General features: G+C 69.2%; 20 protein-coding genes. 13 read left to right on the plus strand and 7 right to left on the minus strand.

Going from position 1 to position 21,921, the window contains the following annotated elements; genetic code table 11:
- Positions 1–364 precede the first annotated feature (364 nt).
- The gene (locus ACZ499_RS38670) at positions 365–1,192 is read right to left on the minus strand and encodes an aldo/keto reductase (protein WP_468681707.1); all 828 of its coding nucleotides are present in this window, start codon (positions 1,190–1,192) and stop codon (positions 365–367) included.
- A gap of 634 nt (positions 1,193–1,826) precedes the next feature.
- Here ACZ499_RS38670 and ACZ499_RS38675 point away from each other — a divergent pair.
- A complete protein-coding gene (locus ACZ499_RS38675; protein ID WP_468681709.1) occupies positions 1,827–3,173 on the plus strand; it encodes an MFS transporter in 1,347 nt (448 codons plus the stop codon).
- Between the two features lie 53 nt (positions 3,174–3,226).
- Here the strand turns inward: ACZ499_RS38675 and ACZ499_RS38680 are convergent, their stop codons facing one another.
- Positions 3,227–4,072 carry a sulfotransferase domain-containing protein gene (locus tag ACZ499_RS38680; RefSeq protein WP_468681711.1) on the minus strand — a complete coding sequence of 282 codons (846 nt, stop codon included), beginning with the start codon at positions 4,070–4,072 and terminating at the stop codon, positions 3,227–3,229.
- A 134-nt stretch (positions 4,073–4,206) separates the two neighbouring features.
- A complete protein-coding gene (locus ACZ499_RS38685) occupies positions 4,207–4,449 on the minus strand; it encodes a ferredoxin (protein WP_468681712.1) in 243 nt (80 codons plus the stop codon).
- Between the two features lie 683 nt (positions 4,450–5,132).
- Between ACZ499_RS38685 and ACZ499_RS38690 the strand changes: the two genes are divergently transcribed.
- From ACZ499_RS38690 to ACZ499_RS38725, 8 genes are all read left to right on the plus strand, one after another.
- On the plus strand, positions 5,133–6,077 hold the full coding sequence (locus ACZ499_RS38690) for an aKG-HExxH-type peptide beta-hydroxylase (RefSeq protein ID WP_468681714.1): 945 nt from the start codon (positions 5,133–5,135) through the stop codon (positions 6,075–6,077).
- On the plus strand, positions 6,077–7,216 hold the full coding sequence (locus ACZ499_RS38695; RefSeq protein ID WP_468681716.1) for a YcaO-like family protein: 1,140 nt from the start codon (positions 6,077–6,079) through the stop codon (positions 7,214–7,216). The genes ACZ499_RS38690 and ACZ499_RS38695 overlap by 1 nt, the downstream gene beginning before the upstream one ends.
- 7 nt (positions 7,217–7,223) lie before the next feature.
- Positions 7,224–7,961 (plus strand): class I SAM-dependent DNA methyltransferase, encoded by a 738-nt coding sequence (locus ACZ499_RS38700; RefSeq protein ID WP_468681718.1) that lies wholly within the window; start codon positions 7,224–7,226, stop codon positions 7,959–7,961.
- Positions 7,962–7,993: 32 nt separating this feature from the next.
- Complete coding sequence (locus ACZ499_RS38705; protein WP_468681719.1) at positions 7,994–9,193, plus strand: cytochrome P450; 1,200 nt, start codon at positions 7,994–7,996, stop codon at positions 9,191–9,193.
- 110 nt (positions 9,194–9,303) lie between these two features.
- Entirely contained in the window at positions 9,304–10,488 is a 1,185-nt protein-coding gene (locus tag ACZ499_RS38710) for a glycosyltransferase family 4 protein (RefSeq protein WP_468681721.1), read from the plus strand.
- A gap of 84 nt (positions 10,489–10,572) precedes the next feature.
- Positions 10,573–11,553 carry an SDR family NAD(P)-dependent oxidoreductase gene (locus ACZ499_RS38715; RefSeq protein ID WP_468681722.1) on the plus strand — a complete coding sequence of 327 codons (981 nt, stop codon included), beginning with the start codon at positions 10,573–10,575 and terminating at the stop codon, positions 11,551–11,553.
- A gap of 696 nt (positions 11,554–12,249) precedes the next feature.
- Positions 12,250–12,813 carry a dihydrofolate reductase family protein gene (locus ACZ499_RS38720; RefSeq protein WP_468681724.1) on the plus strand — a complete coding sequence of 188 codons (564 nt, stop codon included), beginning with the start codon at positions 12,250–12,252 and terminating at the stop codon, positions 12,811–12,813.
- A gap of 667 nt (positions 12,814–13,480) precedes the next feature.
- Entirely contained in the window at positions 13,481–14,419 is a 939-nt protein-coding gene (locus ACZ499_RS38725) for an IS30 family transposase (RefSeq protein ID WP_468681725.1), read from the plus strand.
- Here ACZ499_RS38725 and ACZ499_RS38730 read toward each other — a convergent pair.
- Complete coding sequence (locus tag ACZ499_RS38730; RefSeq protein ID WP_468681727.1) at positions 14,382–14,702, minus strand: hypothetical protein; 321 nt, start codon at positions 14,700–14,702, stop codon at positions 14,382–14,384. The two genes, ACZ499_RS38725 and ACZ499_RS38730, sit on opposite strands and share 38 nt — an antisense overlap.
- A gap of 684 nt (positions 14,703–15,386) precedes the next feature.
- Between ACZ499_RS38730 and ACZ499_RS38735 the strand changes: the two genes are divergently transcribed.
- The gene (locus ACZ499_RS38735) at positions 15,387–15,830 is read left to right on the plus strand and encodes a TRADD-N-associated membrane domain-containing protein (RefSeq protein ID WP_468681729.1); all 444 of its coding nucleotides are present in this window, start codon (positions 15,387–15,389) and stop codon (positions 15,828–15,830) included.
- Between the two features lie 104 nt (positions 15,831–15,934).
- Here the strand turns inward: ACZ499_RS38735 and ACZ499_RS38740 are convergent, their stop codons facing one another.
- Together ACZ499_RS38740 and ACZ499_RS38745 are read right to left on the minus strand one after the other, a co-directional pair.
- Positions 15,935–16,147, minus strand: a complete 213-nt coding sequence (locus ACZ499_RS38740) for a DUF6461 domain-containing protein (protein WP_468681731.1) — start codon at positions 16,145–16,147, stop codon at positions 15,935–15,937.
- Between the two features lie 445 nt (positions 16,148–16,592).
- Positions 16,593–17,063 (minus strand): RICIN domain-containing protein, encoded by a 471-nt coding sequence (locus ACZ499_RS38745; protein ID WP_468681734.1) that lies wholly within the window; start codon positions 17,061–17,063, stop codon positions 16,593–16,595.
- A gap of 268 nt (positions 17,064–17,331) precedes the next feature.
- On the opposite strand from ACZ499_RS38745, the gene ACZ499_RS38750 reads away from it, so the two are divergent.
- Together ACZ499_RS38750 and ACZ499_RS38755 are read left to right on the plus strand one after the other, a co-directional pair.
- A complete protein-coding gene (locus ACZ499_RS38750) occupies positions 17,332–17,529 on the plus strand; it encodes a hypothetical protein (protein ID WP_468681736.1) in 198 nt (65 codons plus the stop codon).
- A gap of 142 nt (positions 17,530–17,671) precedes the next feature.
- Positions 17,672–18,910 (plus strand): ISAs1 family transposase, encoded by a 1,239-nt coding sequence (locus ACZ499_RS38755; protein WP_468681738.1) that lies wholly within the window; start codon positions 17,672–17,674, stop codon positions 18,908–18,910.
- A 55-nt stretch (positions 18,911–18,965) separates the two neighbouring features.
- On the opposite strand, the gene ACZ499_RS38760 is transcribed toward ACZ499_RS38755, so the two are convergent.
- Positions 18,966–19,421 carry a DUF2867 domain-containing protein gene (locus tag ACZ499_RS38760; RefSeq protein ID WP_468681741.1) on the minus strand — a complete coding sequence of 152 codons (456 nt, stop codon included), beginning with the start codon at positions 19,419–19,421 and terminating at the stop codon, positions 18,966–18,968.
- A 1,375-nt stretch (positions 19,422–20,796) separates the two neighbouring features.
- Between ACZ499_RS38760 and ACZ499_RS38765 the strand changes: the two genes are divergently transcribed.
- Positions 20,797–21,369 (plus strand): hypothetical protein, encoded by a 573-nt coding sequence (locus ACZ499_RS38765; protein ID WP_468681743.1) that lies wholly within the window; start codon positions 20,797–20,799, stop codon positions 21,367–21,369.
- Positions 21,370–21,921: the final 552 nt, after the last annotated feature.

Raw genomic sequence — 21,921 nt, forward strand, 5'->3', positions numbered from 1 at the left:
GGGTTGCCCATGATCACGTAGAGGGGGCTCCGTACGGGTGGGTGGCGCGGATCGACCGCGGCGTCGCCAGCGAGTGCACGGTGCCCTTGCGGCGAGCGACACGGGCGGGGCGCACCGGTGCGGTCCTGCGACCTGGCACGGGGGCAGACCTCCTGCTCCGCCGGGTGGCTGGCCACCAGCTGCGCGATGCTACCGGCGGTGCGGGCAGAGGGGGCTCGATGCCGACGGGGTGAAGACGCAGACGATGCCTTGGAGGGTGCCGCCATGATCGTCGTCGCCGGTGACGGTGCTTTCGGGGGAGTCCACGCGGGTCCTTGGCGTGCAGCCGAACACGCTGCTCGACTGGGCATGGCTGATTCCCCTGTCAGCCACGGTAGTTGAAGGTGTCCGGATCTGGGCCGATCCGGCCGCCGTTGTCGAGGGCGGCGATATCGCGCAGATCCTCCGGGGAGAGGACGAAGTCGTAGACATCAATGTTCTCCTGGATCCGGGAGGGGGTCACCGACCTGGGGATCACGAGGTTGCCGAGCTGCAGGTGCCAGCGGATGACGACCTGGGCCGGCGTTTTCCTGTATTTCTCGGCGACTCGGGCGAGGGCGGGCTCGGCGAGCAACTGACCGCCCTGGGCGAGCGGGCTCCAGGCCTCGGTGGCGATGGACTGCTCGGCGGCGAACGCGCGCATCCGGCGCTGGGGGAAGTAGGGGTGAAGCTCGATCTGGTTGAGGGCCGGGAGGGTGTCGGTCTCCGTCAGCAGCCGGGCCAGGGTCGTGGCGGTGAAGTTGGAGACGCCGATCGCCTTGGCGCGCCCTTCGGCGTGGAGCCGCTCCAGGGCCTTGTACGACTCGACGTACAGGTCCTGCTCGGGGGTGGGCCAGTGGATCAGGTAGAGATCGACGTAGTCGGTGCCCAGGCGCCGCAGGCTCGCGTCGAACGCGTGGAGCGCAGCATCGTAGCCCTGGTCGGCGTTCCATAGCTTGGTGGTGAGAAAGACGTCCTGGCGGGGGACGCCGAAGTCGCGGACCGCGCGGCCGACGCCCGCCTCGTTGGCATAGACCTGGGCGGTGTCGATGCGGCGGTAGCCGGCGGCCAGGGCATGGGTGACGGCCGTATAGGCCTGATCGTGCGTCAGTGGCCAGACGCCGAAGCCGATCCGCGGGATGGAGGCGCCGTTGTTGAGGATGTGGCGTTGCATGAGCGGTCCGTCCGTTCCATAGGTGCGGCGACGTGCCCTTCGAGCGTGTCGCCATCGGTGAAATCGGGGAAGGGCCGACTGCGGTGGCCGGTGTCCAGGTGGGTGTCCCCTCGCGCGCACTAGGCGGAAGGGGACACCCACCTGGACGTCAAGCCAGACGTGGCGAGGCGTGCTCTGCGGGAACGGCTCAACGGATCTGTCTGCACCGAGTGTGGACCCGTGGCCGGGCGGCCGACACTGGCAGGTCATCGCCCGGGAGCTGCTCGCCCCCTCGCTCGTTGCCGTGGTCGAAGGGCGCCGGATGAGCACCGGGCATCGTTGCCAGTTGCCGGGCGGCTCCCGGCGGGGCCCCCGCTTCCCGACCGGAGGGTGGTTCCCCCGGTGGCACCCGGTCAGGGCGCCCCGGCCGGTGCGCTGAGTCGTTCACCCGGATATCCCCGAACGTCCCCGTGTCGAAATACCAAGGCGCGCGTTCCTTGATCGGGACTGTTTGTCTGGATGTCGCGCCAGAGGTCGAGCATGTCAGGCACTCGTACATGGGCCAGTTGCTGAGCAGGACAGGAGGGGGGCTACCGTGCCTGTGGTGCAGGACCCTACCGTCCCGCGCCCCGGCCCACGCCGGCCGGTGGGGAAGGTGTTCGCTCCGCTGTCGGAGCGGGCGTTTCGGCTGTACTTCTGGGCCAGGCTGCTGAGCTGGACGGGGACGGGTATGGCCCCGGTGGCGCTCGCCTGGGCGGTGCTGGAGCGGGGCGGGGGGCCGACGGGGCTCGGGCTGGTGCTGGCCGCCGGTACCGCGCCGCAGTTGCTGCTGCTTCCGGTGGGCGGGGTCATCGCCGACCGCTGGCCGCGCACGCGGGTGCTGATGACCACCAATGTCGTGTGCGGGTCGGTGCAGACGCTCGCTTGCGTCCTGCTCTGGTCGCGGGCGGAGGGGATCTGGTGGCTGGCGGGACTGTCCGGGGTCTGCGGCACTGCGGCCGCGTTCTCGGTGCCTGCCGGCGCCGGAGTACTTCCCGAGCTCGTGCCGGACGCCCTGCGCATGCAGGCCAACGCGCTGTTGAAGATGACGCAGACCACGGTCAAGGTGGGGAGCCCGGCAGTCGGTGTCGTGCTGGTGGGGGCTGCCTCCCCGGCCTGGGTGGTCGCCTGGGACGCACTGAGTTTCGCCGGAGCGGCCCTGCTGATCTCGCGGCTGGAGCTGTCTGCGAGCGTCGGCGCCGGGGCGCTCGGCGGGTTCCTCCGGCAGCTGAGGTGTGGGTGGCAGGACTTTCGTTCTCGCCGTTGGCTGTGGGTGCTGGTGCTGCAGTCCGCCGTGGTGGCGCCGCTGTGGCTGATGGGCTATCAGGTGCTCGGACCGGTGTACGGGCAGCGGGTGCTGGGCGGGGTGGACGGCTGGGGGCTGGTGGTTGCGGGCTTCGCCGGGGGGCTGCTGCTGGGGTCGGTGTTCGGTCTGTGGTGGCAGCCGGCCCGAGTGGGTCCGGTGTGCTGCGCGGGGACGGCGGTGATGGCCCTTCCCCCGTCGCTGATGGCGGCAGGTGCCTCTGCCGGAGTGCTGGCGGCGGCAGCCGGGCTGACAGGCGTGGTGGGAGCGGTGTCGGCTTTGGTGTGGACCTCCCTGGTCCAGGCGCGCATTCCGGCGGAACGACTGGGGCGGGCGCTCTCGTACTCGGCGCTGGGCCAGCTGGTCGCCCAACCTGTCGGCTACCTGCTCGCCGGGCCGGCCGCACAGCTGATGGGACTGCGCGCGACGCTGGGTGCCACGGCCCTGCTGATCGTGCCGGCAGCCGTGGTGCCGCTGTTCCTCCCGGAGGTGAGGGCGCTGCGGGTCCCCGATGCGACATGGCCGGATGCGGCCGGCGCGGGTTCGATGTGCGCGCGTTCGGTTGCGCCGGGTTCCTCGGCAGCACCAGGCGTGGTCGTGGACCGGCCTGGGACAGCGGTGGGAGCATCGCCGGTTTCGCCTGCGCCACGTCCTCGGTGAGGCTGCGCCGCCCTCGACGTACACCTGGGTGTCGCCTCTGGTCCCGTCCGGCGTCAGTCTGTCGGCTGTCCGGTGTACCGCGCAGCGGCGACGGGATCATCCGCCGCGAACGCTATCGCGTGCCAGTCAGGAACCAGGGTGGTCCTGATCAGGTCGTCGATTTCCCCGATCTGCGATGCTGTCAGGTAGTCGCGGAAGCCCCCGATGATCCCGCGGCGGGTCTTGAAGGACTCGGGATCGTCCGGCCGGCCGGGCCGCAGGCGTTCCGAGTCGAGGGCGTCGCTGATTTCCATCGCCCGCATGCTCGAAAAGCTGGCGAACTCGACTGCTTCCCGCAGTGCTTCAGGCTCGACGCGCGGGAGTCCGCAGAAAGCCAGGATCCGTGCGAGTTCGCCGGAGGTGTCGGTTGCGAGACGCTCGTAGGAGGTGAGGAGGAACGCGCGTGGAACGTCCTTGGAGGCGTGCCAGATGTTCCAGAACGCGACACAGGTCCGCAGGCTGCCCGCGTTTTCACCGATGAACTGTCCGAGTGGGCCGGCATAAGGGTTGTCCGGCCGCAGGCTGCGCTGGAAATAATGGGAGACCGTCGTGTCCCGCAGGTCACGCGTCAAGAACACGACCCGCCGCTCGCGGTAGTGATCTTTGTCCGTGGACAGTTGCCCGGGTGTACGCCAGCCGACTCGGTCGTCATGCCAGAAGGTGATCTCGGGGATCCGCGGATCCGCGGCACTGAACTCCTCCAACCGCAGATCGCGGCAGATCTCCATGGGGAGGCCCCAACTGAGGGAAATGGCCTTGGCCATCAGCAGCCGCAGCCAGGTGCGTCCGCACTTGGGGAAGGAGAGGACATAGACATCCGATGTGGCGGAGAGTCCAGGAAATGCCGATGAGCCCGTCATGAGGAACGATTATGTTGCCTGCGGGCAACCGCACAACAGTGTCGAGGCGTGGGGAACAGCGGCACTGCGCGCACTGGACCGGCTCAGCCTCGCGCCGGTGCGCTCTTCGGCAGTGTTCAGATCGGCGAGCGGGATCACCGACGTCCTCCCGCTTCGGGAAAGAGTGTCAGCCCCGTGCTCCGCTCGACGACCGAGATGGCCTCCACAGGGCAGGTGAACGCCGCGTCCAGCACGCGATCGTCGGGGGCGACGTGCGCGGCGGTCGGCCGTGACCGGCGGGTGCTGTCGAGCGTGAAATGGTCGGGCGCGGTGCTTGCGCACATCCCCGAACCGATGCAGCGACGGCTCTCGACGTCGAGCTGCCAGTCGTCCGTCATGCGGTTCCTCCTGTGTCATGTGCGCTTGCTCCGTGGCTCCGCTCGGTCTGGTGGCGTTTTCCTGACCCGGCGGATGCGGAATACTCGGCGATCATTTATGCGGCAGGACAGGGGAGTGGTGCCTACGGTGCGCGGGAGGGGGTCGTCTTCAAATTACCCGTCTCTTCGGCCGGGTGAAAGGCCGTCGCATTCGGTCATCTTCGACGTGCCCCGGGCGTCGGCGGTGTGGCTGGGACCGGTCGGTCACTCACTCACCATCTCGCCCGGCGGTCGCCGACCATACTGGTCCGCCTCGCAGCGGCCTTCTGCCGGGAGATCGCCGTGAGGCGGTTGTCCCGGAGAGGTGCCGCACATTGGTTCCGGTTCTGTCGGCAAGCCGGATTCCGGCCTGCGTGCCACCGTCCGGATAGCCGTCATGTTCGCCACTCGCTCTTGGCTGCCGCAATGTGGCCCCGGACGATGTCGCTGCCGGTGAAGCCCGACCGAGCACGGTCGGGCCGGTGAGGTGAAGGGAGTCCTCCGTGAACGAGGAAATCGAGCAGCTCGAAGACGAAGACCTTCCCGAGCTCGCGCTGATGGTTGACATCCCCTCGCGCGACTAGCGATGACGGTACATCCGTACTCGCTGCGGCGGGCCCTTCCGGCCCGCCGCACTTCGCCGGCGACGTCCCGAAAGAGGGTGCATGCGCATCGAACCGGACGCCAAGGAGGCTGTCCACGAACGGACACAGCTGGTGCAGCGCCTGCGGCGCGTACTTGAGCGAGCGGAGCTGACGCCGCCGGGGCATGGGGGCCTGCGCCATCCAGCGGTGGTCGAGGTCGCCCATAGCGCCCAACGGGCGCTGAGGTCCGGCCCGCTGGGACCGGAGCAGCGGCGGAGGTTGGCAGGACGGCTGGAGGGTGTGTCACTGTCCGCCTTCGGGCCCGCTGACCCGCAGGGCCATCTGAGGCGCAGTGTGACCCGGGCGCTGCGGTCCATCCCGGCTCATCAGCGCTCCGACAGACGGCCGGCCACAGCCGAGGTCGCGGTGTGGCAGGAGTGCGAGCGCGAGGCGCTGGCACAGGCGGTCGGCCTGCTGACCCGGGTCTGGCCCGAAGCCGCCGCCGAGGTGCGGGAGACGGTCGCCGAGATCGCGCTGCTGGATGGCGACGCGATCGAAGGGTTCACGGACTTCACCATCCACGGCGCCATCCTGGTGCGCCGGGTCCGCCTGACGGCCAGTGCCGCCGGACTGCCGGGCCCGGTGCGGTTCGCCGAGGCGCTGGTGCACGAGGGTGCGCATACCCGGTGTAACGCGGCGGCCCTGACGGATCCCTTCCTGTTGCCCGACCGGTCTGAGGGAGGCGCAGTTGCGGACCGGGGTGAGCCCCTGCTGGTCGCGACGCCGCTGCGGGCCGACCCCCGGCCGCTGACGGGGCTGTTCCAGCAGACGGTGGTGCTGGCCCGCAGTGTGCTGCTGTACCGGCGGCTTGAGGGTCTGGGCCCGGCGGCCGGCTCCCGGTACGAGACACTCCTGGGCGCGGCGCACCAGGCCGTGGACACCCTGGGGGCCCACGCCGACACGCTGACGGCTCACGGTAGAGGGTTGCTCGGGGAGTGCGCCGACCTCATCGGAGCATCCGCGTGATGTCGTGGGCGCCTCAGGTGTTCGCGCCCTATCCGCACCAGCCGGACCTCGTGTTCGCGCGGGTAGCGGCCCGCTCGGCGGCGTTCGAGGGTACGAGCGCCGCAGGCGGAGCGCCGGTGCTCGTCGGCAGCGCCGCAGGGCACGACCGGGACCAGGTCAGCGTGAGCGCCCGCGGAGAGCTTCTGGAGCGGCTCGGCAACGTGATGGCCGGGCGGGAGGCCGAGGCCGCCGCTCACCTGGTGGGCACCCGCGAGGAACTGTGCCGCAAGGGGATACCCGCCATCGAGCCACGGCCCGGCGCGGACGCCAGACGGCTGTGGGTGCGCGGCCGGACGACCCGCGGCGCTGAGGTGCTCGTCCCGGCGGGCTCGGCGTTCCTCCAGCACCGGCCCCCCGCCGGATGCGACGCCGCGCAGTCGTCCGGGTCCACCGGCATCGCCGCGCACCCCGACGCGCGGGCGGCGGTCCTCCACGCGGCCTGGGAGGTGCTCGAACGCGACCTGCTGCGGCGCAGCTGGTACGGGCTCACCGACCGGCCGCCGAGCCTGATCCCGTTCGTTCCCCCGCCGCCCCTGGCCGCCTTCCTGCGGGCCGGCGGGCTGGTGATGACGGCGTTCGGCGTACCCGCCCCGGCCGCGACAGCCTGTGTCGTGGTGTGCCTGCACCGGCCCGACGGCACCGGTCAGGCCTTCGGCGCTCGCTGCGGGCCGGCGGACAGCGTCGAGTCCCTGGCCCAGAAGGCGGCCTACGAGGCGCTCATGGTGCGGTGGAGCATGCGGACACCGGTCGCCCGCGCCACCTGGGACCAGTGGCACGGCTCGAGCGAGCCGGCGACCGCCGTCCAGCACGCGCTGTGGACCTACCACCGCCAGGACAGCCTGCGGCTGTGGAACGTGACGGGGCCCGCGGGCGCCCGGCCGTACCGCCGCGGGCCCGACCCGGTCGACGTGCCCGGCCCGCCCGGTGTCCTCGACCCGCTCGACGTCCTCGCCGGGCACACGGGCCAGGATGTCGTCCTGGTCGAGTGCACGGCCGCAGCCGCCCGTGACGCGGGGGTGCGGGTGGTCCGCGTACTCGCCCCCGGAGCCCTGCCCCTGCCGTCCGGCCCCTGCCCCGGACGCCCCCACCCCTTTGGCTAGGAGCCCCGTGAACGCCGACCCCTCGCTGCCTCGTCCCGGCTACGCCTCCGATTTCGCCGACGACTACGACCGCTGGTTCGCCAAGCCGGGCATCACCGGAGCGACCGTCGAGTGCCTGGCCGCTCTCGCAGGCCGCGGGCCGGTCCTCGAACTCGGCATCGGCACCGGCCGGATAGCCCTGCCCCTGCGCACACGCGGCATCGAGGTGCACGGCGTCGACGGGTCCCAGGCGATGCTCCGCCACCTGCGTGCCAAGCCGGGAGGAACCGGGATCCCCGTGACGCTCGGCGACTTCGCCCAGGTCCCGGTGGGCGGGAGTTTCCGCCTGGTCTTCCTGGCCGGCGGCACCTTCGCCGAACTGCCCGACCAGGCCGACCAGGCCCGCTGTTTCACCAACGTGGCAGCGCGGCTCGCGTCGGGCGGTCTGTTCGTGCTGGATGCCCACGTGCCCGAAGCCCTGGCCGCGGCGGCCGGCCCCGAGATCGTCTCCGAGGGGGAGGACCACCTGGTGCTGTGCTACCGCCGACTCGACCCATCGGCCCAGCGCTACCGCTCGCACTACGTCATCCACGAGGACGGACGCACCCGGCACCTGCGCGTCGAGTTCCGCTACGCGAGCCACGGCGAGCTCGACCTGATGGCCAGTCATTGCGGCCTGCGACTCAAGGAACGCTGGGGCAGCTGGACCGGAGCTCCCTTCACCCGCGACAGCGCCTACCACGTCTCCGTCTACGAACGCCCCTGACCAGCACACCGTGACGCAAGGCGGCAGACCGAATGAACCAGTCAGATCAGACCTCAGAGCAGATCCAGGCGTTCCCCTTCCCGCACCGGGACGGCCTCGACCCGATACCCGAGTTCGCCGCACTGCGCCGCGACGCGCCGGTCATCCGGGTCCGGATGCCCAGCGGTGACACCGCCTGGCTGGTGACCCGGCACGCAGACGTCCGCCGCGTCCTGGCCGACCCGTGCTTCAGCCGGGCTCGGGCGACCAGGGGCGAGGGTCCAAGGCTCGCCCGCACCACCACGCTGCCGGACTCGATCCTCGCCGCCGATCCGCCCGACCACTCCCGGCTGCGCCGGCTGGTCGCGCCCGCCCTCAGCGGACGCCGGGCGGAGGCGATGCGCAGCGACATCGCGCTCCTGACCGCCCAGCTGCTGGCGGGCATGGAGCGGCAGCCGGCCCCCGCCGATCTCGTCGCGTGCTTCACCCGGCCGCTGCCCCTGACCGTGATCTGCGACCTGCTGGGGGCACCCCGGCTCGACGGTGATCAGCTCGACGCCTGGAACGACGCGATGCGCAGCCTCACCGCCATGCCGGACGCCGACGTCATGACTGGGGTGGACGACATGACCGGCTATCTGACCGACCTCGTCACCGCCAAACGCGCTCACCCCGGCAACGACATGCTGAGCGTGCTGATCACGGCACGGGACGAGGGCGACCGGCTGAGCCAGGGCGAGCTGATCTCGTTCTGCATCGTCCTGCTGGCAGGCGGCTACGGCACCACCGCCGACCGGCTGGCCGGCCTGGTCCACCTGCTGCTGGAGCGACCGGAGCGCTACCAGTTGCTGTGCCGCGAACCACAGTTGATCCCCAGTGCCGTCGAGGAACTGCTGCGGTACGCCCAGGCCACCGTCGGAGCCAATCTCCGGGTGGCCACCCAGGACGTGGTGCTGAGCGGGGTGACGATCGAGGAGGGCGAGGCGGTGATCGCGCTTACCTCCTCGGCCAACCACGACGAGGACGTCCACACCGCGCCGGACCTGCTCGACCTCACCCGGGCCGCTCCGGCACACCTGGCCTTCGGGTACGGCGCCCACTTCTGTGTCGGCGCGCAACTCGCCCGGGTTCAGCTCCAGGAGGCCCTCGCCGGTCTGGTGGGCCATCTCCCGGCACTGCGCGCGGCGGGGCCGCCGGACTGGAAGCGGGGCCAGATCACCCGGTCCCCCCGCACGTTGCCGGTGCGCTGGTGAGAGGCGGCCGGCCGCTGGACGGCCCGTCCAGACGATCGGCAGGACCGAACCTCCGGGTCCTGCCGCCCACCGGACCCACCGGTCCCACGGCGAACGAGGAGTAGCACGGCATGCGCATCGCTTACCTGCACGGAGGCAGCATCCCCTCGTTCTTCGCCAACGGTGTCCATGTCATGCGTATGTGCGACGCGTTCACCGACGCCGGGCACGACGCCACCTTGTACTCCCTGCCCGGCTCGTACACCGACGACGACCCGTACGGGTACTACGGCGTCCGTCACCGCTTCCCGATCCGGCTGGTCCCCGCCCCCGACTACACCACAGCTGGCTACCGCCAGCGCGGCGAGGACATCCGCGGGCTGCTGACCGGTGACGCCGCCCCCGACCTCCTCTACGCCCGCGACCCCTACACCCTGGCCGCCACCGCCGACCTCGCCCCCTTCGTGTACGAGGTCCACCAGTTGCGCCAGGACCTGCCCGCCGGGACCGAACAGGCCCTGCTCAGCCACCCCCGGCTCGCGCGTGTCGTCGTCATCACCCATGCGCTCGCCCAGGACCTCCAGGAAGCCTACGAGCACCTGGGCACGCTGCCGATCCGCGTCGCACCCGACTGTGCCGATCCGCCGGATTGCGACGCGGCGCTCGACACACCCCGGCTGCCGGGCCGCCCGGACGCGCCGAAGGTCGGCTACGTCGGGCACCTCTACGACGGGCGCGGCATCGACCTCATCCTCGACCTCGCCGGCCGGCTCCCCGGCTTCGACTTCCACCTGGTCGGCGGCACCACCGAGGACCGGGCCCGCTGGGAGAACCCCTGCCCGCATCCCAATGTGTACTTCCACGGGCACCGGCCACCCTCCACCCTCCCCGGCTACTTCCCCCTCTTCGACGTGGTCCTCGCCCCCCATCAGCCCAAGGTGTACACCTGGGGCCGACTCGACGAGATCGGACGCTGGACCTCCCCGATGAAGCTGTTCGAGTACATGGCCCACGGACGGGCCATCATCGCCTCGGACCTCCCGGTCCTGCGTGAAGTCCTGGAGGACCGCGTCAACTGCCTGCTGCGTCCGTCCGACTCCCCGCAGGCCTGGGCCGACGCCCTCACCGAGCTCGCGGCGGACCCGACGTTGCGCAGGACGCTCGGCGACGAAGCCCGGCGGCAGTTCCTGGAGCACTACACCTGGCGTCGCCGGGCCGACCTGGTTCTCGCGGACCTCGGCCTGCCGGACACCCCGGACACACCTGCTGCCGGTGGCGGCGTGAGAACCGTGGCCGAGAACGGAACGGCACCGTAGCGGACCGGGCCCGGACACGGGCCACCCGCGCCCGCGTCCGGCAGACGGCGCAGTCGTCAACGACTCACCTCATGGGAGAAGTTCATGCAGCAGTGGGCGACCCGGAAACCGGCGCTGGCCAGGGCCGTCGTCACAGGTGCCGCCGGTTTCATCGGCTCGCACCTCGTCGAATCCCTCCTCGCGGGCGGGACCACCGTGGTCGGCGTGGACCGCCGCGCCCCCCGTCTCGACCCGGCCGCGGCGGCCAATCTGGGACGAGCCCTCAGCGATCCGAACTTCACGCTCGTCACCGCCGACGTGAGGACCACTGCGCTCACGGCCCTGTTCCGGCAGGCCGACGTGGTCTTCCACTTCGCCGCCCTGCCAGGGGTGCGCGATTCATGGGGCGAGCGGTTCACCGAATACACGTCGTGCAACATCTTCGCCACCGAACGCGTGGTGGCCGCCTGCGAGGACGCCCGCGTGCCCCGCCTCGTCTACGCCTCCTCCTCCAGCATCTACGGGACCAGCAGCCACGCCGCCCGCGAGGTGACCGCACCGAGCCCCGCCTCCCCCTATGCGGTCAGCAAACTCGCCGGAGAACAGCTGTGCCTGGCGCACGCCGACCGGACCACGTCCACGCTCACCGTGGTGGCGCTGCGCCTGTTCACCGTCTACGGGCCACGCCAACGCCCCGACATGCTGATCGGCCGCGCCCTGACGGCGGCTCTGGGCGGCCCGGAGCTGACGCTTTTCGGGGACGGCAGCCACACGCGCGACTTCACCTACGTCGGTGACGTGGTCCGCGCCGCGACTGCCGCCGCCACTCGTCGGATCGGAACGACTGTCCTCAACGTCGGGGCCGGCGTCAGCACCAGCGTGCTGGATGTGCTGTCCGCCGTCGAGGAGGTGACCGGCCACGCGGTGCCGGTCACCAGGCTTCCCGCGCAGGCCGGCGACGTGGATGCCACCCTCGCCGACCGCTCCCGGGCCGGAGCCCTCCTGGGCTGGACACCCCGCACCACCCTCATCCAAGGCATCGCCCACCAACTGTCCCACCTCACCGCCGACTCCCTGCGGCCCTGAGGGCGCCCTCCGTCACCCCCGGTTCGAGATCACCCCTGAACTCCGGGTGCTGCCGGCGTAATCGCACGCCAACGCCTGCACAGTCCACCCGGAGCCCGCCGCCCGCGCTTCGCCCACAGTCCGAAGTGCCAGGCCCCTGATCCCCATGCCGTCCCACGCAGCCCCCGGGGCCGTCCGAGGCCTTGACCGCATCAGTCATGGCGGCCACGAGAGGGCAGAGGAGCCCTCCGACAAGCGGGAAGAGTACCCCCAGTTCTTCCGGCGGAAGATGAACGGCACCGACGGCAAGGCTGCCGAAGGCCACCCGCGCCTTCAAGCGAGGTGGCGATGGCCAACGTCCACCGCCTCGCCGTCGAGGACCGCGGCAACCGCTCGACGACTCTGGTGTGTTCAGCAGAGGGACGTACTCAGCGGCGAGGAGACGGGCGTGCAGACGCGGGAGTGCGGCGACGGTCAGTTTGCGGGGCATCACCGTTCAGCCCCCCGTCCTCGATTGCCTCCCAGGCGCGCTCCAGCAGGAGCCGCTGCTGTCACCCAAGATCAGTCTCAGATCTATGCCATTTCCTCGGCGGAACGATGAGTCTGCGGCTGAGCCACCGAGCACGGGACTACATGCGAGCTCAGATCGCGCACCGATGAGTTACCCGCGCCGCGCCGGTCTGTACGCGTGAGACCGACTCACGGAAGGCTGGCGCCATGCGGAAACTGATCTACGGCATGAACCTGACCCTGGACGGCTACATCGCCGCGCCCGGCGACGACATCGGCTGGAGCGTGCCGAGCGACGAGCTGTTCCAGTGTTGGTCCGACCAGTTGCAGGCGACCGACCTGTCGCTGTACGGGCGCAAGCTGTGGCAGACGATGAGCTCCTACTGGCCGACCGGCGACCAGCAGCCCAGCGCCACCGCGGCGGAGATCGAGTTCGCGCGCCGCTGGCGGGATATGCCGAAGGTGGTGTTCTCCTCGACGATCGACAAGGTCGACTGGAACACCCGCCTGGTCACCGGCGACGCGGTCGCCGAGATCACCCGGCTCAAGGCCGAGGACGGCGGCCCGATGGACATCGGCGGCGCGACGCTCGCCGGGGCGGCCATGCGGGCCGGGCTGATTGACGAGTACGTGCTGGCCACCGCGCCGGTCCTGGTGGGCGGCGGCACGCCGTTCTTCACCGCGCTGGACAGTTGGGTGAACCTGAACCTGGTGGAGACGCGGACGCTTCCCTGCGGCGTGATCCTGACCAGGTACGAGACGAGGCGCTGAGCGCCCGTCAGGCGACTCGACCGCCTGCCGGGTCCACGCGAACGTGAACGCCACCACTGGGGTGGACAGTCGGCAGTGCGGCTTCACATCCACCACTACCGGACCCTGCTCAGTAGTCAAGATGTAATCCGGGATGTGCTTGCGGGCCTGCCCCTCCACCACGGCCTTCGGCAGGAAAGGCTGGGCCACGATCCGCGTACGGACGGATCGAAGTCGGCAAAGAGCAACCGCGACAGTTCCCAGCGCGACTCGTAGATCACGTGGTGGCGCATCGTCGCTGACCAGTAGATACCCGAGTAGTGCTTCTGGCCCTTGTACCAACGGATCGTCCGCTACGGACAAGCCGACTGCAGAAGGTCGACAGGTGCTGTACCCCAGTGCCGGACCTCCACAAGAGCACCACGCTGCTGACGGATACTCACCGTCGCCGTGACTGTTCATCGCCTACCCCCGCCCGACGGGCAACGACCCGTACAGCCGAGGGTGTCAGCCAGGCACTGACGGGCGGAGCGGGCCGGAACCCCGCCGCCCGAAAGGACAAGAAGCGCAGGCTGGAATTCGAAGTCGAGTACTGGCGACTGCTGGCGTCCCGGGGTGGGCACCGTCGAAGCGTGCAAGCGACTGGGCATCGGGCGGAAGACCCGATACCGATGGCGGGCCGAGAGCGGTGGTCTGCCACCGCGGTCGCTGCCGGAGGCTTCTCGCTCGGGCCGCTGCCTGTCCCTGCTGGAGCGCAAACGGATCGCCACCTTGCGCGAACGCGGTCTGTCCGGGAGATAGCCGTACGGCCGGACGGTCACCGTCGACGGTCAGCCGTGAGTTGCGCCGCAACAGCCTGCCGCATGACAACGGCATCTACGACGCCGACCTGGCCCACCGCCGCTCCCTCGAACGCAACGGACGGCCACGGCGCGTCAAGCTCGCCGCGGACCCGGAGCTGAAAGCGGAGGTCCAGGCCAAGCTGGCCAAGCTCGCCCTGGAGTGGAGTCCCGAGCAGATCGCAGCCCATCTACGCGCGCTCTGGCCCGATCGTCCTGAGCGGCATCTGTGTCACGAGACGATCTACCGGGCGCTCTATCAGGGCGCCAGAGGCGGTCTGAGCAGGACGTTGACCAGGAAGCTCCGCACCGGCCGGCCCCTGAGAAAGAAGTGCCGCCGGTCTGACCAGAGGGCTGCGAGGTTCGTGGATCCGGCCGTACTCATCGACCGCCGGCCGCCGGTCGTTGAGCTGCGGACCCGTCTGGGGGACGGGGAAGGAGACCTGATCGTCGGGCCTCGCAGCCAGTTCGCGGTGGCCACACTGGTCGACCGTCGCACCTGCTATCTCCGCCTGGTCGCCCTGCCTGACGGACACTCCGCCGACCATCTCCGCGACGCTCTTATTGCGTATCGCGGCCTTCTCTGCCCTGCCCGAGCATGCCGCCGGACTCTTACCTGGGATCAGGCTCCGAGATGGCCCGCCATCACGAGCTCGCGCCGCACTTCACTGACGGCGTCTATTCTGCCGCGATTGCCGTCCAGTTCTGCGCCTTCATCCGTACCGCGGACTGCCGTGTGCAGCGCCAGGATCAGCAGGAGGTCGTCGACAGTGCGGTGTGGGGTCTGAGGAGTCCGGGCATCGTGCGGGTGACCTGCAGGCGCCGGTCGGCCGGTACGCCGAAGGCAGCGCTTTGCAGGGCTGCGAGCTCGGACATCCCGCGATAACGGATGCCGCGATAGACGATCGGCGGCCACTCCATCACGCCGAGGCTGGAGTTGCAGGGGGTCACCCGGTCGTCCATGGCGACTTCCATGAACACGGTCATCAGGACTGCCTGCAAGAAAACCCTGCGGATGAAACCCTCGAACACGCGCATAGGTCTGGCGGTTTTCTCCAGACTGTCGTACATGGATGCGGAGTCCGAGCTGTCGACCGTGCCACCACCAGTCACACCGGCGCCCTGCTCGAGGCCACCAGAGCGCCGCCATCTCTGTGACCTTCGTCGGGTAGCCCGCCAAGCCGAATACGGCGCCTGGCAACCGTCCTGTCCCTGTCCTTCCATCCGGCTGGGTCGGGACGAAGGGATCACCAGGCGCCACGAAGTCCGCTATCCTCCCCGCACTCGCACCCAATCAGTACGCAGGGAGTACACAACGTGACAGCGGATACTCCGTCGCAGTCGGCACGCACAGATGGGGTGACTGAGGCGCCATCAAATGAACCTCAGACGCAGGCCGAAAGCGACAACAGCATCACAGGCGGTCAGATCGCGGCAATCGCTGGTTTGTGGTTATTCGGAAGTGCAGGGTTCCTTAAAGCCGGACCCCACACTACGGGCGGAGGGCCCGGCTTCCCTCCAACTTGGTCGGAAGTCCAAGGCGGGCTTTGGATCATGTTTGGAATGTGCCTCCACATCTGTGCCTTCTGGCTGGCCAGGACGGCAGGCGTGAAAGTAGATTCGTCTGACCGAGTACGACTGCAAGCGGCAGAGCAGCAATTGGAAGCTTCTGTGGCGAGACCTGAAGTCGGGTTGGAAGGTGCCGCAGAGCAGGAGCGTGCCAGATCCGCACTCGGACTCGCTAACCTGTGGTCAGTGACCCACGCGCGCCTGAGTCAGTACCATGGAATCGCCTTGAAGCAGGCCAGGAAGTCTTTCCGTAACGCGCAATTTGCCATGCTTCTGGGGTTCGGCCTGCTAGTCACCTTCACGGTGATGGCAATCCGAGCGGAAAGCACTGCGGCGAGCGTCGCAGCTGCGACGCTCGGAACTGTGTCGGCGGCTCTGGCTGGCTTTGTGGGACGGACGTTCATCCGCTCCCAAGAGGCGTCAGCTGCCCACCTGCAACGCTATTTTGATCAGCCTCTGGAGTTGTCTCGTTACCTTGCAGCGGAACGCCTGATCGCGGACTCCGAGCTGAATGGCGACCAACGCGCCGAAGTGCTCATGACGGTGCTTCAGGCGATGGTGGCTGTCCCTGGCCAGGCACAGCCAGGGGCCACTGTCGTCCCCGCCCAAACAGGAGCGCCTCAACCGTAGCCGAGGGCAGTGATGCATGGCCGCGAGGAGTTCGTCGGGGGTTGTTCCCCAGCGGCGGTCGGTATGCCAGGCTCGAAGGTGAGGCGCTCGGTGGTGTCCTGGGCTCAGAGGAACGAGTTGAGGCCGTTGATGTTGACGAAGTGGGAGACACCGCGGGTGCCCGTGGAGGCGGGCAGGGCTCGCTCTTCGGTGACGCCGAGGTAGCCGACGGGCTCGATCATCAGGGTCCAGTCCCCGACCGTGGTCATGGCGATGAACTGCCGGGTGTGGTCCGAACGGTCCAGGAGCTCGAAGGCCGCGTCCGCTATCGCCTCCACCCCGGCCTGGGAGGGCTCGCGCCGGCCTTGGAGGCGGGCAAGGACGTCCAGGGCGCAAGGCGCTGGTGCGGCGCTCTTCCCGCTTGACGGGCACAGGCTTGATCTCGATCTTGCGCATGATGGACACCTCCTTCGACTTTCTGTTCGTACGCAGCCCAAACGCACGCATCGTTTCCCAGGAAACGAGGGTGTAGCCCAACGGCCTGTCGGTGGACCGCAATTGCCCGAAAACCGCCGCCCATCCAGCGATCTCGGCTGAGAGGCGCTGGCGGAGACGTGCTCACGTAACCACGTCGCGTCCGTGCCCGCCCTCAGGCCGACCCGCCCGCCAGGCGGAACGATGAGCCGCCGGGGATTTCACATGATCCATCGGGCAGGCCGTAGATGCCTCGTGAGCGCCTACGGCGGTTCTGACCGTCTTCACCACTCACGAGGCATCGAAGGGTCAGCGGTAGAGCGTCCACTGCTGGGAAGGACCACCGGTGCACCTGGTGAGATTGACGTGGCGGATGTGGTTGACGTCCTCCGGCTGCTCGCCAAGGCAGGTCTTGGTCACGTTGTTGATCAGCTCGAAGCCCGCGCCAGTGAAGTACACATTCCACAGGGCTGCCGGGTCGCTGGACGAACAAGGCTTCATCGTTGCCTGACCTCCGCGGGCGACCAGACACAGCCTGCTACCCGCGTTTTGCCGCATTTCGGAGAGCTGGCCGATGGTGTCGTTCATCAGCCAGGTCTGGTACGCGCCCCCGTTGCACCCTGTCGCGTAGGGCGGGGGTCCGTAGTCGGCCCGATAGTCCAGGCAATTGAGCGTGGCATTGTTCTGCAGGTGGTAGTAGGCCGGCGCCGCGTTTGCCGGCGTGGTATTCAGTCCCCAACCCAGTACAACGGCCGCACCCACGGCAGCAACCTTCTTCATCAACGCGGTCCCCCTCGGCTTGTTCCCGCGTGGCACAGTTCCACCGAACAGTAAACAGGGGATACCAGCGGCTCGAAAGGCCGCAGCCACGCCCCCGCTGGATCCTGCGGGCACCGACACCGACACCGACACCGTCAGCGGGGCGGGGGGAGCCCGCCGAACCTCACTGGTAGCCCGTCCAGCCGCGGCGGGGCGGCGGCGTTTGGCACCGGACGCGTACATCGGGATCCGCCAGTCCACCGGGCGCAAGACCCTCGGAAGCTATCTCATGCTCAGCAAGACCGATCCCCGTGTCGAGATCGCCTTGGAACCGGATGACGTCCCCGACTTCAAGGACAATTCCCGGGTCACCTTCGGTCAGCTGATGACCCCTTGGAAGGTGATCGTTTATTTGACCGACAGCGAGGCAGTGAACATCGCTCGTCTGCTGACCTATCGCGCACTCGCGAAGATTCAGATGCGATAGCAGACCGTGCACAGTACAGACACAGGGTCATTGCATGAACGAGAGTGGTCCGGTTTGTAGCTCTTGTCCGTGAGGCATCGTCATGGCCAGTGTGGGGCGGGGAGTTCTGGAGAGCAGAGCGGGCACGGCACCGGTAGATCATGTGGTTGTCGAGACCCATGAGAACCGAGCGAGACCGTGCCTGCCCGAACATCATCGCAACATGCCCGAAGGGCTGGGGCGAATGGCTCACCCGGACATCCGCGTCGCCGCGCAAGATGCCGTTGACCTGCGACGCTTCCTGATCTGGGTGCCCGATCCGCGCGGCCTGCTGGGACGGCGGTATCCGATGCTCCCGCTGTTGTGCGCGGCCGCTGCAGCCGTCCTGACCGGTGCCCGCTCCCTTGTCGCGATCGGTGAATGGATCACCGAGGCCCCGCAATCCGTCCTGGCCATCCTCGGCTTCCCGGCCGACCCGCTCACCGGCATCCGGCCAGCGCCGCACGCGGCCACCGTCCGCCGCCTGCTCCAACGCGTCGACGGTGACGCACTGGACGCGGCCATCGGCGAATACCTCCAGGCCAGAGTGCCGGCGTCGAAGCCGTCCGAGCCCACGCCGAAGCCGCCGTTGAGGGCGATCGCGGTCGATGGCAAGACGGTCCGCGGCTCCCGCACCACCACGACCACGGCAATCCAGCTGCTGGCCGCGATGGACCACCACGGCGTGGTCCTGGCCCAGCGGCAGATCGCCTCCAAGAGCAACGAAATCCCTTCGGTCCGACCCTTGTTGGACGCCATCGGCCTGGAGAACACCGCGCTGACCGGCGACGTCCTGCACACCCAACATGGTCACGGCGCCTACCTCCGCAAACGCGGAGCCCACTGCCTGGCCATCGTGAAGAAGAATCGCCCCGGCCTGTATCTGCAGGTCTACAAGCTGCCCTGGGCCGAGATCCCGCTGGATCACCGCACCCGGGACCGGGGTCACCACCGCGAGGAGATCCGTCGGCTCAAGGTCGCCACCTTCCGCCACCTTGACTGTCCCGGCGCCCGCCAGGCCATCCAGATCCTGCGCTGGCGGCGCGAGTTGAGCACCGGGAAACTCACGATCGAGCCGGTCTACCTGATCACCAGCCTGGTTGTCTTCGACGCCACCCCGACCGAGCTCGCCGCCTGGATCAGGGGCCAATGGGGCATCGAGAACCTCCTGCACCACGTCTGTGACCGCACGTTCCGCGAGGACGACTCCACCGTCCGCACCGGCACCCTGCCCCGCGCCATGGCCAGCCTGCGCAACCTCGCCATCAGCATCTTCCGCCAGAACGGCGAAACCAACATCGCCGCCCTGCGCCACACCAGCCGCGACTGCCACCGGCCGCCACAAACCCTCGGCCTCACATGATCACCCCGGACAGAACCCGATCATGCAATGCCTCCTGACCCGCGCCCATGCCCAGTCACCCACGCACGCCTCCGGCGACGAGGCGGGGGATGATCAGATTGTGGAAGGGCTGGATCGCCTTGAAGTACAGGCGTCCGGCCGGGTTGTGGAACCGGATGACCGTGGTGAACACCCCTTCCAGCCCGCCGGAGGAAGACTGGCGCACCGCGAAAGAGGCACGGAAGTCCAGGTGCTTGTCGTCCTCCCCGCCCAGAACCTCCTCCTCGGTGACCGACCGCACCAGGATGGGCCCCAGCTTCCGTCCGGGCTCGACCCGGATGTCCGCCATGGCGACGCGCTCTTGCGAGTGGAGCCCGAAGGGCGCCGTGATCTTGTCACGCAGGTCCAGGAGCCGGTGTACCCACTGAGGGGTTGCGGCGAGGACTCCGTGGGCGAACTCTGCGGCGCTGGTGCCTGCGGGGATGTCCACGGCCACCGCGTCCACGTGGTCGTAGCCGCCGAGACTCGCCACGGCCCCCTCCATGACAGGCCTCGCGTTCCTGCGGACTCGCGTATCAACCACGGCTCTTCAGCCCTTCGGTGAACGCACGCGCCGACGTACACACGGTCAAAGACCTCACAACGAACTCCCCCTCATGATCCGTGCCGCACCGGTCATGATCCTAGCCACCGGACGGGGACGCCTTCTCGCGGGGAAGCCCGCGATCCTTGGCGCATATCCCACATGCCGCGTGCCCGATATCCCCACCGCCTGCCGCCCACACCTCCCCGACTACCAGCGCCCCTGACAGCACTCGGACTCGACGGACCAAAAGGATCAGCCGCCTTCACGCAATTACCCTCAGCACAGACAGCGCCCACCTGGTCTGATGCAGGGCGAGACCTGAGCCCTGAGGCCCCCCAGGCGGAGCGGCACCGGTTGCCTTCCAGCCGGCTCGTGGGGCGGTCGCGGACATCGGCGTCGGGAACAGCAGATTCATCACCCGTCTGCGCCGGAAGCCGTGTTGGCCGCCGACGCCGACGTGCCCTCTCTCCGCTCGCCCACCCGCTTGATGTTCGTCCGCCCGCGTGGCTCATGCCTGGGGCTGACCGCCGTCCCCGTGCCTCGACGACCCGCTCTCTTCAGCTGAGGGTAGGGGGCTGCATGGCTCTTCGTCCTTGTTCTCGCGGGTGAGGGTTCCGTCGGGATTCACGGTGTATGCATAGCTGAATCCGTGCGCGCGCAGCTGTTCCTCGGTGAGGGGAGGACCGAATAGCGCGGTGGCCCTTTTGACCCTCTCTTCAGTGGAGAGTTCCGGGGCGGAAGGGGCGCTGGGTTGGGGCTGCGCCACCCGCACTTTGTGCGACATGGTTCTGCCGTCGCCGAGATCCACGCGCAGGAAGCCGTCGGTGGTGGCTGGCCCGTCGACGAACTCGTAGGTGAAGGCGAGGCGCTGGCGGTGACCGCCCCGGGGTGAGCTGGAGAGCCCGTCCCGGCCCGAGTGTCTTGCACTTCGTGCACCGGTGGCGAGTGGAGCGACCGTCGGCCGACTGCCGGCGCTGGGCATGGGTGCCCGAAGTGCGGTGACACCGGCACATGCATACTTGCGTTCGGCCTTTTGGCCTTTCGGTCGTTTTCCAAAGGCCCCCCGTGCACCTTCGCCCCCGCTGGACCGCTCTCGTGGCCTCGGCCACCTCCTCGCTGCTGCTGACCGCCTGCGACGGTGGCTCGGACTCCGCCTCCGGTTCGGACAAACCCTCGGGTTCCGGCGCCAAGAAGGACGCGCCCTCCGTTCCCCCACCAGCTTTCGCAGGGGTTCGGTGTCGGGCTGGTCGGCGACCGTCGCGTCTAGGGCCGCCTCAAGCAGGTCCTCGAAGCCGTCCGTCGGGTAGCGCGGGGCGGCCAGGTGGGACCAGGAGAGCTGCCAGCGGACGGCGCCACCCGCTGTCAGTTCTACGGTGACCAGCTGGTTCAGGGCGCGCCGCACGACGGGGCGGGCGAACTCGCGGGCCGCGTCGCCCGTCGCGGCTGCCGCCTGCTCGGACTTGGGGAAGCGGTCGGCGATCCGCCAGCGCACCGCCGGGTCGGCGTCGATCGCGTCGAGGAGGGTGACGAGGCCGGGGCCGGCGCCCTCGGCTGCGCAGGCCTCGCGGATCTCCTGTGCGCCCTGGTCGGCGTACACGGTCATCGACTCGTGGACGAGGTCCTCCCAGTCCACCCGCTTGAGGGCGAGGGTCTTCGGGGTCAGGACGGCCTGCTCCAGCGCGGTCAGCGCCGCGTTCGCGTCGGCCCGCTCGCGCGGGCCGATCTGGGGTTCAAGGACGACACGGACTATCTGAGCACCGCCTACACCCGGCTCGGTGCGATGCAGGAGACCTGGCTCAGCGGACACGCGTCCGTGCTGACCCACTGGACGTCACTCCAGCGCCGCCAGGAGAACAGGGCGCAGGAGGTGCTCCGGTCGGGCGGCCACTCCTGACCGCCAGCGCCGGCGCACGGGGTCCGACCGCGATCGGGTTGCCCCGTACAGGGGCTGACCGCCATCGGGCCGGCCCGTACATGGGCGGCACCGGGCCCATCACCCCAATGCCAGGCCAACAGGAACTCAACGACGGGCTCGCAGGGGTTGGCGACCCCTGCGAGTGCGCGGCTGTCTCCGCAGCATCGAGGTCCCTCTGCTGGCCTGCTGCACCGTTCCGCGCCTGCTGGTACGCGGCACCGGACCGGACAGGTGTTTCCTTCCCTGCGCGGTGATGAGCAGTCGGGGCTGCCACCTCGTGGGTGAGGGTGAGTGGTGGCGGGCCTCGGACCGGCCGTGTCGCTTCCTTCCCGCGTGTGTCTGGCTGCTCGTCAAGGCGGCGGGCGGAGGCTGACAGTGGGGACGGGGTGGGCGAAGGCCGCGTGGGGCGTTGCGGTGGGAAAAACCATGTGCCCGGCAGAACCGGGGGCGTTATGGTGGCGGAATGAACGTCAGGGGAAGAACCACCATCACAACCGCGCGAGCGACCAGCTCGCCGGTTGCCGCCGTCTG

The organism is Streptomyces sp. NPDC031265, assembly GCF_055570295.1.